The sequence below is a fragment of the Jiulongibacter sediminis genome (assembly GCF_001306455.1).
In the GTDB taxonomy this organism is placed as follows: Bacteria; Bacteroidota; Bacteroidia; order Cytophagales; family Spirosomataceae; genus Jiulongibacter; species Jiulongibacter sediminis.
Genome location: NZ_LGTQ01000006.1, coordinates 1029975 through 1046488, shown reverse-complemented (window position 1 = coordinate 1046488; position 16514 = coordinate 1029975). Strand labels below are relative to the sequence as shown.

Genomic DNA, 16514 nt, shown 5'->3' with positions numbered 1-16514 from the left:
ACATCTAATCAACGGAAATTACCTCCTAAGGAACCTCAAAGCTTTCTTGTAGAAGATTTGTATTGATTTTCAGCTCAACCTTATAAGTGCCTTTTGGAAGACGGTTTGTTGGAAGATACTTGGTGTACGTTCCCAAAACTTCGAGTTCCTCATCAAGAATGATGACGATGGTATTTCCTGAATTGTCTTTCAAAGTCAACTGCACATGGCCAGGCTCATTGAGCCTGAAAATCACCTCTTTTCGCTGACTGACCTCCTCTGAAGAAGACAAAATACCCCCAGAAGTCTTCTCATCTCCTTTCTTACCTGTCAGTTGATTTTCTACGAAAGCCTCTTGCAGACAGTTGGCGATTTCTGCCTTGAAGACTCCTTGATTTGAAACTTCAAAACCAGGAAGCAGTACGATACTATTTCCTGCCGTAAAGCTGATATTTTCGGTAGACGGCACCAGAGCCTGTGCCTGAATGTGCATTTTAGCTTTAAACTCGGGGTCTGCCAGCGTTTCTCTGGCCAAGTGAATAGTATCTGAAGCACAGCGAATATCTACTCCTTTACAGTTACAATCAGCATCAAACTTATCGTATGAGGTCAATGGATCATTATCGTCACATGGAGTATCCTTATCATCGCAATGAATAGCATCAATTGAAATATCACTGAAACCCGAACAAAGCGGATCACCGTGATTATTGACTGAGGAAAGTAAAATGTAACGAGCTTTGACATCATTGAAATTTGGTCCGATAAATCCTCCGTAATCTACATTTCCCGGGGCTTGCGGCCAGTTGTAAACTCCTCCTAAAGCAGTCCAGTTCACTCCGTCCACTGAATAATCAACATATACCTGACGGAATCCCTTGTCGGTCTCTCCAGTCACATTATAGTTCCAAACTCTACTGCCCTGAAACTTATACTTCTTATCAAAGTCATACATGATCCAGTGCGAATTCCCAGCTCTGGCCAAATTGGGGTTTGACCCCAAACCTGTCCCACACGACTCCCATGAGTTCTCGGTAGTGGTAATATTATTTCCGGTGGTACCTGCCGGATCATAAAAGCTGTATTTAGCAAGCGTATCGTCACAATCAGGGCCTGAGCATGGTGTTCCTACGCAATTACAATTGGCATCGTACTGGTCGTTATTGGTATAAATATTACCATCATCGCAAGGCGTCCCTTGAGTTATACAAGAGATTTCACAGTCGTAATCGAAGAGGTAGAATTTCGGAATTCTCTTCCAGTTTTGCTGCCATGGAGTTTTCCAGTGCAGACTAAAAAAGTCTCTCCAGCCATTTTCTTTGTGTCTGAATTCGTAATAATAGTATTTACCCGCCTCCATGGTCAAAGGACCAATCGTCTGAAAGCTTGAATTCGCATGATCAGCCTCACTAATTCCATAAAAAACGAGAGCTTGGTGGCTTTGTTTATTGGCAATATTATGATCGCTGCTGAGATAGAAAAAAGTTTGATTGTCACCCGTAATATTAAAAGAGTACTGACCGGTAACCGGTACTGTCAAATAACCCTGAACGAGGGAACCATATTGATCACGGGTATAGGGCTGCAAAGGGCCGTAGGCACCTGCCAGAGTCTCAGCCCTATCAGGAACCAATGGAAAATTGGGAGAATTAACGAGATCATACTCCACATAATTTCCTTCAATATTGTCAAAATAATAGGCCTCTACTTTTCCAGATTCCCCTACGCATGAAGAAGGCTTGGGATATTCACCAACACAATTACAGAAGCCGTCCTGACGGTCGTTGGTCGTTTGAGCATTACCATCATCACAAAGCGTACCTCTGGGCGGGCAACTGCCATCGCAACTATAAGCTTTCAGATAATTATAGTCAATGACCTGCCAAACGGTGTCAATATCAGGGGTATCAGGAATTCTCCAGTAAACGGTGGCGTGATCTGAGCCGCCCCCTTCGTAATGATGTAACTCAAAATAATAGTTCTGGCCCGCATTTAAAGTAATCAACCCTGAGGTTTGTTCAGGGTATTTATTATGCTGCCCCGAGCTCGTGTACCCGGTAACTCTTGCTCTTTCAATCAGATTATTTCTGCTCTCATTTGAACTCAGATAAAAGAAGGTATCGTCATCACCCACTACATTGAAATAGTAAGTGGCTGTAACTGGCACTGAGATGTAGCCTCTTATCAAAGATGCGTAATAATTATTGAAATTGGCCGGTGTTTGTAGCGAGCCCAAAATATTTTGCTGATCAGGGTATTCCGGATAGTTTTCCATAACCGACAAATCAGCGGAATCAGGCTGACTGGAAAAATTCATCCATAAACTCCAATTAACATAACCTGACTCGCCAACGCAACTTTGAGCTGAAAGCGAATGAGCAAAGCCAACCAATAAAAACAGACTGAGTAAGGTTCTTTTCATGGCTAATAAGTCAGGCAGTTTTGAGGTTGATCTACGGTAGATATTCCACCGGACATGTTCATTAAGCCAAGCGGATAGTTGCCTGCAGAATAGGAATAGAAATTACCAATATTCGGCAAAGCATAACACAAATCAGAAGGGCTCACACCATACCAGAGAGCCAGCTCGGCGTAAAGTTCATCAGTAGAAACTGCCGGAATAAAGTTTCCCCGATTTGAAATGTTCCTTGCATTCGTTTCGATTTCCATTTGAGGGTAACCACCGTAGATTTTACGCCCGTTTACCGAACCACCCATTACTATAGAATTACCACCCCAGGCATGATCAGATCCTTGCTGAGTACCTGTACCGTTTGAAGTCAATGTTCTCCCAAAATCAGAGATTGTAATGGTAGTCACCTTGTCTGCAATACCTAATTCCACGGTGCTGTCATAAAATGCTTTAAGAGCCTGACTAACCACAGGTAAACGTCCATTCAAACTGGCGATAAGGTTGTCGTGCATATCCCATCCACCATAGGTTACAAAGAAAATCTGACGCTTCACACCAAGCTCATTTCTGATACTCATCACTCTGGAAACAGCAAAAAGGTCTTCTGCCAAACCAGTTTGTGGAAAAGAAGTTGTAAATGAAGGCACCTTCAAAAGGGCCTTTTTGAAAGTCTCAAACGCCGCAATAGACGACTGAGTATTTACACCATAGGCCGTATGCAAAGCATTTCTGTATGTTTCAGCCACCAGATTATCTACAGCCTGATTTCTTAATTGAGTCATATATCCCGAGTTTGACCAACCGCCCGGCAAGCCTTCAAAACCTACATTATTGGCATTGATGTTATTGCGAATTGCGTATTCAGAAACTTCTTTGCCTCGCTGAAAGATATTTTTACCTCCCAGAGAGATATTCATACTCAGGTTAACATTGTCGTTTCCGGCATGTAGCAGATCAGCAATTCTCCCACCGAAGCCCAAAGAATCTCTACTCTGTGGCACACTCGTTTGCCACTGCTGAATCTGATCTGAATGAGAATAAATTCCCAGCGGCTTTTTCTTCAAGTCATTATCATAATCGGCTTCATTAGCCAGAGGTTCTACCAGTGTACCGATGTTTGACATAAAGGCCAGATTACCGGCATCGAATAATTGCTGTAACTCCGGCATTTGAGTATGTACCGCAAAAGAATCGTAGGCATTTGTTACACCTCTTACACCCACATGCTCCAGAATATTCAAATTGTGAAGAGCGTTTACATCCTGAAGTGCCAAACCACCCCTAACGGTCTGATAATTAGCAAAACCGTTATCGCCTCCACTACCGGTTCCGTTCGGAATAAGCATGTTGTAAGAGTCCATCCCGCCGGCCAGCAAGACACAAACAATGGCCTTATAATCATCAGGAGGAGCATTATGAAACGACTTATTAGCCATGGCACCATTGACCACACCAAGATTAGCTAAGGTGCTCAGCAAAGTGGTAGAGCCCATAGCTCCGCAACCTACATTTCTAATAAAATCTCTTCGGTTCATTTTTCAACGGTTTATAATGTATTCAGGGCTTGACATGATCAAAAACAGAGTCAGGGCAACTCTTCTGCGAGCATCAATTTCATCTATTTCTCCATTGGAGTCATAGATATCCGGCATAGCTTCTATCGCCGTTTTGATATGATTGATGTTCGTTTCGGATATGCTGCCATGAGCCAAAAGCATATTGTATTTATCCAGAAGAATTGGAAGGTTCTTATTGCTGGCAAAGAGATAATCCCCTGAAAAGTCAAATTCAGGCACTTCATCTTCTTTGTAAACGGTATCTCCTCCATACCAGTAATAATCAATGGGATCATTGTCTATCAACCATTCAGCAAGGGCATTGAGATAGCCTGTGAGCGTTATTGAATTAAGAATTTGAAACTCAGGAGCCACCTTACCCTGTTCAGCCAGTTCTCCATCAGGTGTATATGAAGTCTGGAAAAAGTTAAATACTGACGGTGACTGAAGCGGTCGCTGTCCCATCTGCTCATAGACCTCATCCATGTCATTACGGTAAACACCAATAGAAGAAGTCAGATTCAAAGCATTAACAAGGTTGGTATATCTCACAAAAGGTTCACGAAGCATTCCGCTGTACCGCTCATTTCTTTCTTCAATAACACGTGCTTCACGATCAAGCAAAATGGCCTGCAGAACCGCTTTGAAATCTCCACGAACTCCCGAACCATTATTATTGAAAACTTCAGCTACTCTTTGCACATAAGAAGGAGAAGGGTTCGAAGTCACCATTCGCTGAATCAATTGCTTGCAAATGAATGGACCCACATTCGGGTGATTAAAAATGACGTCTATAGCATCCTGAAAATCCTGTAAACCCAAAGAAGGGTCTCTTGCCGGAATGGTTTGACCTAAAAATGTTTTGGGGCCACGATCATGACCATCCACGATATCAGGCTCGCTTCTCCACGGTCTACGGTATGCATCACTGCTATCAATCGGAAAAAACTTCAGCGGATGCGTGTAAGCTTGTTCATTGCTGGTATTATCACCCAGATAGTCGCTATTATGCCAGGAAAGGCCTGTAAATACTTTGGCCAGGCCGCCAATGTCGTCATTATCATACGTCGGAATCGGATTGCCATTGACGTCTTGCTTTTCGGTTCCGTCCGTATTTAGTTCAAACAAACCTATACTAAACAGCTGCATAACCTCCCGGGCATAGTTTTCATCCGGGAAAACGTGATTACCTCCCACGATGCCTTCTGCATGATTATTCATGTACGTCAAATAAACCGCCATGGTAGGATGAAAAGTTACGGCCTCCAGCAGGTCGCGATAATTACCGAGAGAATGCTCCAGCAAAACGTCATAATAGCTCGCTAAGGCATAAGGATTATTATCGAAAGAAGAAATCCGAGAAGCCACAAAGATCTCACTGAGGGCAAAGGCCATTCGCCACCTGAGACGATCCGGTGAAGTCATACTCCCCTGAAACCATGCGATGTCAAAGTAATCATGGTTCAGGTTGAGGTTTTCAACAGTATACGGCTCCTCTCTATTAGGGTCCTGTAAATTTAACGTATCCGCGACTTGTTGAGCAATAGACCGGATGTAGGCCTCAGTGCTAAAGGAGTTTGGCAATGCAAGCTGTTGATTCATCCAGGCCTCCTCTCCTATTACAGTTACGTTTTCTATTTCAGCCGGCCTAGGGCCCAGAGTAGCCTGCGATAAAAATCTGGAAGCGGAATTATGATTAGGCAGAAACCCATCAAGCGTTAATGTTTTAATACCGTTAGGAGAATTAGAACTGGCAGTAACGCTCACATTACCAACATGCCCAAGACCAAAAGTCTCGGTTTTCTGAGCAAAACAGGAATTTAAAGCAAATAGAATTGCCAGGGGTAGAGTTAGTCTCATAAAACGGTACTGGGTATTGCTTTAACAATTTCAAAAACTATGCCCTACTACCACTTAAAACTAAAAAACGGGATTCTCGGTACGAAAACGCGTTTTAACAATTCCTGTTCAAAAAAGAGAAAAAATTTGGTGAATAATTTTGAGGAACGGTTTCCTCAAAAAGCCCCAAGAGCTTAGTACTCAAACGTGCCAAACTCACTCTTTATCGTCAGTTTCTTTTCAGATGAAGCTTCTACCCGACCTACTATTTGAGCATCGATATTGAACGATTTTGAGATTTCAATCACCCGGGCAGCATGCTCTTCAGGCAAATAAACCTCCAGGCGGTGGCCCATATTGAAAACCTTATACATCTCTTTCCAGTCGGTCTTGCTTTCCTCTTGAATGAGTTTGAACAAAGGCGGAATAGGGAATAGATTATCTTTAATTACGTGAACATCATCCACAAAATGTAATACCTTGGTCTGGGCACCACCACTGCAATGGACCATGCCGTGTATCTGTGAACGTAACTCATCAAGCAGCTGCTTGGCTACCGGGGCATAGGTACGGGTAGGAGAAAGAATAAGCTTTCCAGCATCTATTTTGACGCCATTACCAATATCAATCTTTTGCGTGAGGTTCTTACTACCTGAATAAACCAGAGAGCTGTGAATTTCAGAGTCATAGCTTTCAGGATATTTTTCGGCATACGCATTATCTAAAACATCATGACGAGCAGAGGTAAGTCCGTTACTCCCCATGCCTCCGTTATATTCGGTTTCATAGCTGGCTTTACCGTAAGAAGCCAAACCAACAATGACATCACCCGGCTGAATATTATCATTTGAGATGACCTCAGAACGTTTCATTCTGCCGATTACTGTTGTGTTTACCGTGATGGTTCTCACCAGGTCTCCAACATCGGCGGTTTCGCCACCGGTGCTGTAAATTTCAACACCGTTTTCCCGAAGCATTTCAAGAACCTCCTCACTACCATTAATCAAAGCCGCCAGTACTTCGCCCGGGATTTTATTTTTATTTCTGTCAATAGATGAAGACATCAAAATCGGGCCGGTAGCTCCCACACACAGCAGATCATCCGTATTCATGATGATGCTATCCTGAGCGATGCCTTTCCAAACACTCAAATCGCCGGTTTCTTTCCAATACAGGTAAGCCAGCGAGGTTTTGGTACCAGCTCCATCGGCATGCATGATATTGCAATAGTCCGGATCGCCGCCCAGCGTGTCAGGAGAAATCTTACAGAACGCTTTCGGGAAAAGGCCTTTATCCAGTTTTTCAATGGCTTTATGGACATCTTCTTTTGAGGCCGAAACGCCCCGCTGCATATATCTTTCAGACATGCCGGTCTTCGTAGTTTTGATTAAGGGGCAAAGGTAGCGAAAAATGAGACTTTAGTTTTGCTTCATGACTGCGATTTGCGGATGTTTTTGAGCCTCAAAGATCAATTTGAGTTTATGCAGACTTTCGGGCAAAAACCTGAATAAAAAAGAACGCATGATCAGGTTTCTGCGAAACCAAAAGAGGATTTCAAACAGGCTTTTATTAAAAATTTGAGTCCGCCAAAGTGTCTTATTGAGTAACTTTTGAGGTAAAAACGCTTTGTAAACAAACTTCAAAGCCCCAAAAGTGAAAGAACCAAGATTCCTTTTGTAAGCATCAAAAAGCTTGTCCGATTCGTGGCTGAAGCTATAGTTTGCTTGCATTGCAATAGCTCTCCATTGTTGACATTCTTCCCAAGTGTTTGGCAAATTCTGAATTTGCATTCCTTCGCCGATACTCCTGAACTCGAGGAAAATTTCTTCTTTTTCAATTTCAGAAAGCTTCTCAAAGCAGGTTTCATACGCCTCAATAGTTTGAAAAATCAACATATTCAGCACATCCATAAAAGCTTCATTCGGGATTTGAAAACCTCTTTTTTGACCCACTCCTGCATGAACTTCAACCAATTGCTGAAGGTGTAATTTTCGAGTTTCAGGATCAGTGAAGAGTAATTTTTGAGCATAGCTCAATGTAGAAACCATGCGGTCAATCGGCTGGTTTGGAATTTTACCCGTGAAAAACAGCCAATCCACATGTTTGCTCAAAGCAAATTCAGCAGAGCAACCGGCGAAAATCAACAAAATGGCATCCGGGTCAGACCAGACTCTTTTGATAGGATCTGGCCCGCCATCAGCCCGGATACCTGAGGAGACATCCAGACTAACAGCCAGCAGACCACCGATAGCATAAGCCCACAAATCGGCAACAGAAAATGAGCTACCCAACACTGTTCTCAACCAACGGATATCATACAAACCGGCCCATTCCAGGAAGTGTAGATATTGCAAAAGCTCAATCACAAAAGATATCGATAAAGCCGAAAACAGACTTTTTGCTTTAGAGAGATCAAAGATTCTCAACAGGCAATATACTCCTGCAGTAGCCAGCACATCACCGACAAAAGGCCGAATGAATCGGTCATGGAAAAACAGGGCAATGCACAACTCCAGACAAAAAATGAACAGAGCTATCAAGGCATAGTTTCTTTGGAATTTCAACTTCATTTTTCAGGATTTAATAGTGAGAACGGCTTTTAAATGCTTTTCCAATCCACCTTTCGGGAGAAATACATGGTGAGAGCCAGAATACAGAAAAGTCCCAGACTACCGACCAGCAAGGCACGATCTTCCAACTGAATGATGGAAAAAACATAGGTGTACAAACCCGTCATGATAACGGTTACTAAGGTGGAAAGCCTGAATGCTCCAAAAACTGATTTGGCATAGAGCCAAATCATACCTAGAATCATCAATGAGCTGATCAGGTAAGCATAGTTGAATAACAGAACCTCCGAAATAGCCACGAGCAAAACGTAGAATAAGCAAAGAGCCACTCCCACCAAAACGTACTGAAAAGGATGCACTTCAAGACCATTTAGAAGCTCCACAAAGAAGAAGCTCAAAAACGTCAGGGCGATCACAAGCAAGGCATATTTGGCTGATCGATCGGCTTTTTGGTAGTTATCATTGAGTTGTAAAAGCGACACGCCGAAAGCAGCCAGCTCGTAGTCCTGTTTTGCTTCTTTTTTCCAGGTTTCAGGCAGGTTTCTGTTAAGATGTGAAATGCTGTATTCGGCAGAGAAGCCATCTTTTTTCACCTCATGGGTATCCGGTAAAAAGGCTCCGTCAAAACCCGGATTTGACCAGTTCGAGGTCGCGAGAAATTTATTTTGTTTGGCCAGCGGCACAAAACTTAACCGCTCAGAGCCTTTGACAGAAAAATCAATTTCAAAATTGAGTTTACCGTTCTCAGCCAACGTTTTGATTTCGGTTTTTACGGCAGAGCCAAAATTGGCATCAACCGCTCCACTACCTGAAAAAGACAAATTTTGACCATTCACTTTTATTTGAGAATCAGATTTCAATCCTCGCAGATCAGATAAACCGATGTAGAGCTCAGTTTTCTGCCAATCAATGCTTTCTGGTTTAAGAAAATAAAGTCGGTCTTTCAAATCGCCGAAATTACCTTTCATCGAGAGATCAGCATTATAAATAACCGTCTCAAAAATGCTGATATTTCTGATGGAAGGATTGATATTGGTTTTGACCCTTAGGTTTTCGGGTATGAGGTAGGTGACCTCGGGATCGGTCTCAGTGCGGGTATGAGGCTTTCCGTCCCGGTCTTTATACTCTACAGTGTTTTCTTTGGTGTGATGAATTGCCAAGATCGGGCCTTTGATTTGCTGCTCCAGCCCCCATTTTGAACCGATTTCGGAGACGACTTCCATCTTTCGTTGCTGGCGTTCTCTGATGAGTCCGCGAATCATACCCATTGGTAAAAGTAAGAGCAAGAAAAGGCCCGAGGTGATGAGTCCTTTTGTCAGGGTCTTTTTTCTGTTTGGACTGAATTGATCGTTTTGAGACATAATTATATTATTTAAAAGCACTTTGCATTTCAAAGTTAAGTGATAAAAAAATTTACAGGTGTTCTTTGATAAGCTTTTCTAAAGCGGCCAGATGCTCCTCAAAAGCAGTCTTTCCGGCCCTTGTTGACAAATATGTGGTGTTGGGCTTACGGTCAATAAACTCCTTTTTGACCTCAATGAACTTAAACTTTTCAAGGGCTTTCAGGTGAGAAGCCAGGTTGCCATCGGTAAGTTCTAACAACTCTTTGAGTTGATTGAAACTCACGGCGTCATTGACCATCAGCACCGACATAATGCCGAGACGAACCTTGTTCTCAAAAGCCTTATGAAAATTGTCGAGATTCATTCTTACTTCCTATCGTATTTCAGATGCATAATTATACCATATAAAATGTGTAAAAGTCCGAAGCCCATCGTCCAGAGCAGTAAAGAATAACCATTGATACCAAGGCCCAGAACCCCCAAAATAAGCTCACAAAGCCCAAGATAAAAAACATCACGATAGGTATATTGAGAAGCACTGATCAGGGCCAGCCCGTAGAAGATGAGCGTTAGCTCAGGAATCAGAAAATAAACATGGTTAGCCAAAAGAGCCAGAATAACAGCTCCACCGGACAATAGAGGAATGGCCATATTGAGTACCAGCTTTTTAGACACCGGATTCCAGAGCGAGCTTATTGATTTTTTGGCTTTTCGCCAAGTAAAGAAAATTCCGGAGACAATGGCCAGAATCAAAGTGATAACAGCCAGTTTAATCAAAAAGTCCACATAGGCTGGTACCACTTTGCCTGCATAGGTAAAACCCTTGCCCACCAAACTACCCATGAGTTCTTCTCTCTTGAAATAGGCTAAAGCAGCAGCCACAAGGGCCACCACACCGGCAGAAACACCTGAAAGGCCACTTAGGGAGAGAAACCGTGATGATTTCTCCATCATTTTTCTAATTTCCTGGAGATCGTTTAAATGACTGGTCATAGGGTAAAAAGTTCTGATTCTAAAAGTCGTTTTCCGAACACAAAAAAGGCCACTATCAAAGCCCCTACGGCGGTAAGCAAAACACCCGTAGCCGCAATATCCTTTATATCTTCAATTTCCTGTAATCGCTCTTTGCTCACAAGGTCGCAAAGTTTCTCAATAGCGGTATTAAAGGCCTCGGCTGTAAAAACAGCCGCAATACTGATACAAACTACCAACCACTCCCACCGGGCCAAGTTGCACAGCGAACTCAACACCAAAACCAGCACCGCCGCCAGAGCGTGAAACTGAAAATTATTCTCAGATCTCAGTAGTTTGGTAAAACCCACCCCCGCATAGCGGAAACTCTTTAGCATTTTAGGCAGATTCATAGCTTTTATCTTTTTGTAACCAATAGGCGAAATAAACTACAAACTGCATGGCCGCAAACAACATCGTCATTTTAATGGCTAGTGGATTTCTCAAATGTAAAACGGATGTCAGCAGCAGCTCGCTCGGCGACGAAACGATATCCCAGGAATTAAACCGCAGAAAACGGCCGAGATAGATGCCATAACCCGAAAGTCCCATAAAAAAAAGAATAACCGGCCAGATAAACGCCGGAGAAAGTAATTTACTGAGTACCCGGGTGTGGATGATCCAGACCGAATACAGACCCAGAATAAGGCCGGTCAATGCGGTGTGGAAAATCCCGAGCGAATCAAACCACCAAAGCGATTTGGGCAGATGGTCGAGGTGAATTAAATCCGTAATGATATAGGCTGAATTGGGATAAAACAGCAGCCATAAGGCTGTAAATAGGTAGGCGAATTTGTGTTTACCGGCCTTCGTAAACCGACCGGCAGCTAAAGCAAAAGCCACCGGAACACCAGCCAGAAAGAGATTCCACAATAAACCAAAACCCACATGATCTGAAGTCCGCAGGTATCTCACTCCCAGCAATAACACACTAAAAGCGGTTAGAAGAATAAATCCTCTGGTTTGACGACTGATTTGCATTCAATAAAAGTACTTTGAAATTCAAAGTAAATAAATGAAAATAAGCTCACCAAACAATTGACAAAAAAAATGCCCTGCCGCCGAAGCGACAGGGCCTATGGATTCAGGGGTTATAATCCCTTTCTTATACTATTGAAACAGTTTAGCTTCACGCTTCTTTCAATATTAAGACGAAAGCCTATGAAGAAGACACGACAGTTTTCAAAAATCAAAAAGAGTGTGGTCTTCCCGATAAAATTCTAGTTTTGTAAAAACACCTCAATCAAATGCCAAAACCGAAAAAAGTCTCTGAGAGCCTATCCATAAAATCTGAAATGATCATGCCCAATGATACCAACACGCTGGGTAATTTGATGGGGGGCAATCTGATGCGAATGGTAGATGTGATTGGGGCCATTGCCGCCCAAAAGCACTCAAACCGTATTGTGGTGACGGCCTCCATAGATAATGTGTCTTTCACCAATGTAGTGCCACTAGGTGATGTGGTTACGCTTGAAGCCAAGGTGACCCGCTCTTTTAATACCTCAATGGAAGTAGTAGTAACTGTATATACTGAGAATATTCCGGCCGGAACTAAGAAACAAACCAATCAGGCTTTCCTGACTTTTGTGGCCGTAGACCAAAGCGGAAGACCCATAGAAATAGCCGAGGCCATTCCCGAAACTGAAGAGGAAAAAGCATTCTATGAAGCGGCTTTGAGAAGGCGTCAGCTACGTCTTATTCTTGCCGGACGAATGAAGCCCAATGACGCCACCGAACTCAGGGCTTTATTTGACCTGAAATAATTCTGGTTTAAATAATCCTGTTAATTTTGCAGCCTCATGGATGGCTCCGTAGTTCAATGGATAGAATGTGGGTTTCCGGTACCCAAGATGAAGGTTCGATTCCTTCCGGAGCTACAAAATCTCAGGCGAAAGTCTGGGATTTTTTTGTTTAGCACAAAGAAGTACATCCTAACCGAAAGTTCGAAGGTAAAACATCAACCACCTCCCGCTCCATCAGTGCTCTTTGATTTCTCCGATTTTATCCTATCCATATTTATGAACGGACTTTTCATCAGATACAAAAAAGATTGCCTCTTTTCTTCTTCAAATTCAATTAAACCATACCGCATTTGATCAACTGGTATCAGTTTAAACGTACCAAAAATTCTATCCCAGAGTATAAAAATATCGGCAAAGTTTGAATCTGTGTAAAACTGTTCTTTATGATGATGTACTCGATGATGATCAGGCATTACAAAGACCAGCCCTAAAGTGTGATTTAGCCAATTTGGGTAATTAAGGTTTGAATGTTCAAGAAAGAAGAAAATATAAACGACGAAATAATAAAGTGCCAGCGAAGTTATATCCAGTCCAAATAAACCTGCAACAACGATGTTACCGGCTTGGTATACAATGGCCAATTCAACCGGGTGAAACCTGAACGTGGTGGAGGAATCCATCGTGGTATCGCTATGATGTACTCGATGTAGCCTCCATAAAAGAGGTATTTTGTGCGAAGCCCTGTGTAACCAATAGGTAGCAAAATCATAAAGGACTACGCTCAAAAATAATTTTACCCAAAAGGGCAATTCTACAAGATATAAGAGACCTATTTCTCCGGCATTTAGTCTTTCGATCAGATAGACTAAAATTGAAAAGAAGAATAAATTAAGGCCAAAAAACACAAGCTGAAAAAGTATGTTTTGAAACAAATGCCTCCCTCTTTGCTTGAATTGAAAAGGATTTCCGGCGACCTGTTCCATGGTAAAGAAAAATGCCAATAACCCGATTATGATATAATTAGGGTCCGTGTCTAAAATAGTATTTAGTACTTCCATTTTCTTTTCCTCCGTGTAATAGATATCCTCCAGATATCAACTTACAAATAAAAATCTAACTATTAAATAGTTACAACCTTCACAACCTAACAATTATGGTTTAGCATCAGTCTTTACTTTAAGTTCATATTATTACCTTCTCAATTGTTTACCGTATTATTTGCCACTGAAGGGTTTACTGAAGAAAACGAAGGCTCTTCTACTTGTAAATTGAACAAGAAATAAGGGTACATTCTGATTTCTGATCAGGGAGTAAACAAATTCCACATTTTTAGGAGAAAAGGCTCAAGAGATAACCGCCATAAGCATGAACTTCTCAAAACCATTGTAGTAGACGCCAAAGAAAGTGATGGATCGGAGACTATAGCGGTCCGTTTGATTGATACATTCAAACATAGGTTATTTGTTACCATAAGTAACGACAGCACTTTCCATTTCTACAGGCGAGAAGATATTACAAAAAAAAATGAGTTGAAAATGATCAAAAAGTAATGGAGAAAACGATAAAAACTATTGATCAAACCCCATTAGTTAAATTCAATTATGAATAACAGTTAAATTATCTTTCAAACTTAGTCTCCAGCAAAAGCTTCTCTGTGTACACGCCTCCTTCAGGCACATCACTTCTCAGCTTTTCAATTTCGCTGGCTCTGATACGTTTACCTTCTTTCGCAAAAGCATTTTGAAGGAAGCCTATTATATCAGCAATATCCTGATCGCTAATATCCGGGTTATTAACCAGGCCTGGCATATCATTATTAAGCTCGTAGAGTTCGCCGTTGACATGAAGTGGTCCACTTATTCCGTGTAACAGAACAGAAGCTAATCGTTGGACAGAACCATCGATATACTCCGAATTTTTCAACGGCGGGGCAAGATCCGGAATCCCGGAACCATCAGCTCCATGACAGGCACCACAAATGGTACGGAAGAGCTTCAGTCCATTGGTACGGCCATCGTCTTTTCTGCTCTCCACCACATAAATGGAATTCATGTCGTTTTTCTCACGGCTCTCTATCGCCTGGCTTAGGTATTTGCCAAGCACAGCATTAACATCAAAATCTTCATTGAAATTCTGCTCTTTGCCATCCAGACTGCTTACAATTACCTCCTGCACTACATTATCATCCGGGTATCTGGCAGCGATTTCGTTCAGCTTTGGCAGAAAAGTTTCTGGTGATAAATCAATCCATGGCTTCAGCGAAGAGGCCAGATAAAGATCAACCAACACATCATTTTGGGTCAGAAGCTCTGTACTCGATGCAGCCATTTGAGTAATGTATTGAGGCGAAGCAAAACTTTCCATTAATCTCAAGATATGAGCAGAGGTTTCGCTGTTCGGGCTCACTTTGAGCAAAGCGTTTAACTCCTCAAAAGAGAGAAGATTGAGCCCCTCAAGGGTGTAAAGAGCGTGAACAGCCGAGGCGTATTGGTTATCGGTTTTAGTCAATTGCCAAAGTTCATCCTTCACTTTTTTGCCTTTACCACGAATCAGCAATTGCTGTGCACGGTCTCTCAACCAGCCATTTTCGTGATTCAGATATTTGACGAGGTCCTGCGGTTTTGCTTTTGACAAATCAGGAATACCTTTATTCGAATTCCCTGTAGCGGTAACCTTCAGAATACGCCCCTGATGTTGTAGTGTATCCAGCTTTCTGTCAGAGAGCATTTGAGTCAGATATTGAGAAATAAAGGCTTTATGCTGGATAATTCCGCGGTGCATATCCACGATATACATGGCACCATCCGGCCCATTGAATAAATTAACCGGACGGAAACCTTCATCTGTTGAAGCCAGAAATTCTTTACCGTCCCAAGCCTGGTCGGCTGAAACCTCTGTCGGCTTAATGGTTAATAAGTTTCTTTTGATAAGGTTAGCCTCCGGCACACAGACAAAAGCATTCTGATCATACCCTGCGGGGAAAGAACCACCACGGTAAACCATTGGTCCGCAAGAAGCGGTAACGGTCGTAAGCTTGCCTTCTTCATCTAAAACTCCCTTCATGTAACCGCGGTTTACCGCCGTGGCATGTAAAGGATATACTTTTTGATTGGGTGTCAATCGCTGATTAACCGAATATCTCGGCTTAAAAAACGGATTGCGAATTACAGTGTTAGGCAACACATGATCACCCTGCAGCTGGGTCGAGTTATTATTGACATACAAGCGACCAAAATTGTCTTTTGAAATTCCCCACTGACCACGGTATGACGTCGGCTCCTTTATCCATTCTCCATCTACCATGCGGTATCTGAAATGGGTATTCGCATTATAAATCCAGTTGTCAATATTCATCATCAGTCCGTTCGGCTGATGTTCTACATTTCCGCCATCGGCGTAAATAGGGTCTACCAAAACGCGTTTGCCCGGTTTGTCATTTTTTATTTTCACGAAATACAAAGCCGGACCATCCGTATAAAGTAGTCCGCCATAGACATGGGCAAGGGCTCGTGGCAGTACCAGGCCATCCAGAAAGACCTTTGAGTTATCCACGATACCATCTTTATCAAGATCTTCGAGAATGGTAATCCGGCCGTTTGGCATATCCTCCCCTATGCCCTCAAGATTTGGCATATAACCTCTCATTTCCACAACCCAAATTCTTCCCTGATCATCAAAATCCATGGTAACGGGTGCTTCAAAATGCGGGGCTTCGGCCACCAGACTAAGGTCAAAACCTTCTTCAATTTTATAGTCTTTCAATGAAAACTCAGAGCCATCAAAAAAGAGCTGTCCAACGAAGGAGAATAAAAGAAGAGATGAAAAAGTTATACCTAAAAACTTAATTGTTTTTGCGATTTTCATAAGGTTGAGAATAAAGACTTTTGGTTCAATCTATGCGGTAAAGATACCAACTGATTTACGGCAAAAATTTGCAATTATTGTCAAAAATCTGTGCTATACTCTCACAATCGCCCAATCAAAGCGATAAAATAATAGCCGAAAACAAATAAAGAAACGAGCAAAAAAATAAGGCCGGTCAAAAAGTTGACCGACCC

Annotated in this window: 13 protein-coding genes and 1 tRNA gene; 2 read left to right on the top strand and 12 right to left on the bottom strand. The window is 42.3% G+C overall.

The features are described from left to right. Positions 1-25: 25 nt before the first annotated feature. The 10 genes from AFM12_RS10400 to AFM12_RS10355 form a co-directional block, all read right to left on the bottom strand. On the bottom strand, positions 26-2401 hold the full coding sequence (locus tag AFM12_RS10400) for a PA14 domain-containing protein (RefSeq protein ID WP_055147642.1): 2376 nt from the start codon (positions 2399-2401) through the stop codon (positions 26-28). 2 nt (positions 2402-2403) lie between these two features. Next, entirely contained in the window at positions 2404-3927 is a 1524-nt protein-coding gene (locus tag AFM12_RS10395) for a DUF1501 domain-containing protein (protein ID WP_082391273.1), read from the bottom strand. A gap of 3 nt (positions 3928-3930) precedes the next feature. Further along, positions 3931-5808, bottom strand: coding sequence for a DUF1800 domain-containing protein (locus tag AFM12_RS10390; protein WP_055147636.1), 1878 nt, complete (start codon positions 5806-5808; stop codon positions 3931-3933). Between the two features lie 173 nt (positions 5809-5981). Then, on the bottom strand, positions 5982-7154 hold the full coding sequence (locus AFM12_RS10385) for an AIR synthase related protein (RefSeq protein ID WP_095533211.1): 1173 nt from the start codon (positions 7152-7154) through the stop codon (positions 5982-5984). A gap of 51 nt (positions 7155-7205) precedes the next feature. Further along, positions 7206-8357 carry a DUF2809 domain-containing protein gene (locus AFM12_RS10380; protein WP_055147631.1) on the bottom strand — a complete coding sequence of 384 codons (1152 nt, stop codon included), beginning with the start codon at positions 8355-8357 and terminating at the stop codon, positions 7206-7208. A 29-nt stretch (positions 8358-8386) separates the two neighbouring features. Then, positions 8387-9718, bottom strand: coding sequence for a cell envelope integrity protein CreD (creD, locus tag AFM12_RS10375; RefSeq protein WP_055147628.1), 1332 nt, complete (start codon positions 9716-9718; stop codon positions 8387-8389). A 52-nt stretch (positions 9719-9770) separates the two neighbouring features. Continuing rightward, on the bottom strand, positions 9771-10064 hold the full coding sequence (locus AFM12_RS10370) for a winged helix-turn-helix domain-containing protein (RefSeq protein WP_055147625.1): 294 nt from the start codon (positions 10062-10064) through the stop codon (positions 9771-9773). A 2-nt stretch (positions 10065-10066) separates the two neighbouring features. Then, positions 10067-10693, bottom strand: a complete 627-nt coding sequence (locus AFM12_RS10365) for a hypothetical protein (RefSeq protein WP_055147622.1) — start codon at positions 10691-10693, stop codon at positions 10067-10069. Then, complete coding sequence (locus AFM12_RS10360; protein WP_055147619.1) at positions 10690-11064, bottom strand: diacylglycerol kinase family protein; 375 nt, start codon at positions 11062-11064, stop codon at positions 10690-10692. The genes AFM12_RS10365 and AFM12_RS10360 overlap by 4 nt, the downstream gene beginning before the upstream one ends. After that, positions 11051-11692, bottom strand: coding sequence for a DUF1361 domain-containing protein (locus AFM12_RS10355; protein WP_055147616.1), 642 nt, complete (start codon positions 11690-11692; stop codon positions 11051-11053). The genes AFM12_RS10360 and AFM12_RS10355 overlap by 14 nt, the downstream gene beginning before the upstream one ends. A 266-nt stretch (positions 11693-11958) precedes the next feature. On the opposite strand from AFM12_RS10355, the gene AFM12_RS10350 reads away from it, so the two are divergent. Both AFM12_RS10350 and AFM12_RS10345 read left to right on the top strand, forming a co-directional pair. Further along, positions 11959-12477: an acyl-CoA thioesterase gene (locus AFM12_RS10350; protein ID WP_055147612.1), complete on the top strand. Its 519-nt coding sequence runs from the start codon at positions 11959-11961 to the stop codon at positions 12475-12477. A 42-nt stretch (positions 12478-12519) separates the two neighbouring features. Further along, a tRNA-Arg gene (locus tag AFM12_RS10345) sits at positions 12520-12591 on the top strand. A gap of 80 nt (positions 12592-12671) precedes the next feature. Here the strand turns inward: AFM12_RS10345 and AFM12_RS10340 are convergent. Together AFM12_RS10340 and AFM12_RS10335 are read right to left on the bottom strand one after the other, a co-directional pair. Further along, positions 12672-13514, bottom strand: coding sequence for a sterol desaturase family protein (locus tag AFM12_RS10340; RefSeq protein WP_055147609.1), 843 nt, complete (start codon positions 13512-13514; stop codon positions 12672-12674). 559 nt (positions 13515-14073) lie between these two features. Beyond that, positions 14074-16320, bottom strand: coding sequence for a DUF7133 domain-containing protein (locus tag AFM12_RS10335; protein ID WP_055147606.1), 2247 nt, complete (start codon positions 16318-16320; stop codon positions 14074-14076). Positions 16321-16514 lie beyond the last annotated feature (194 nt).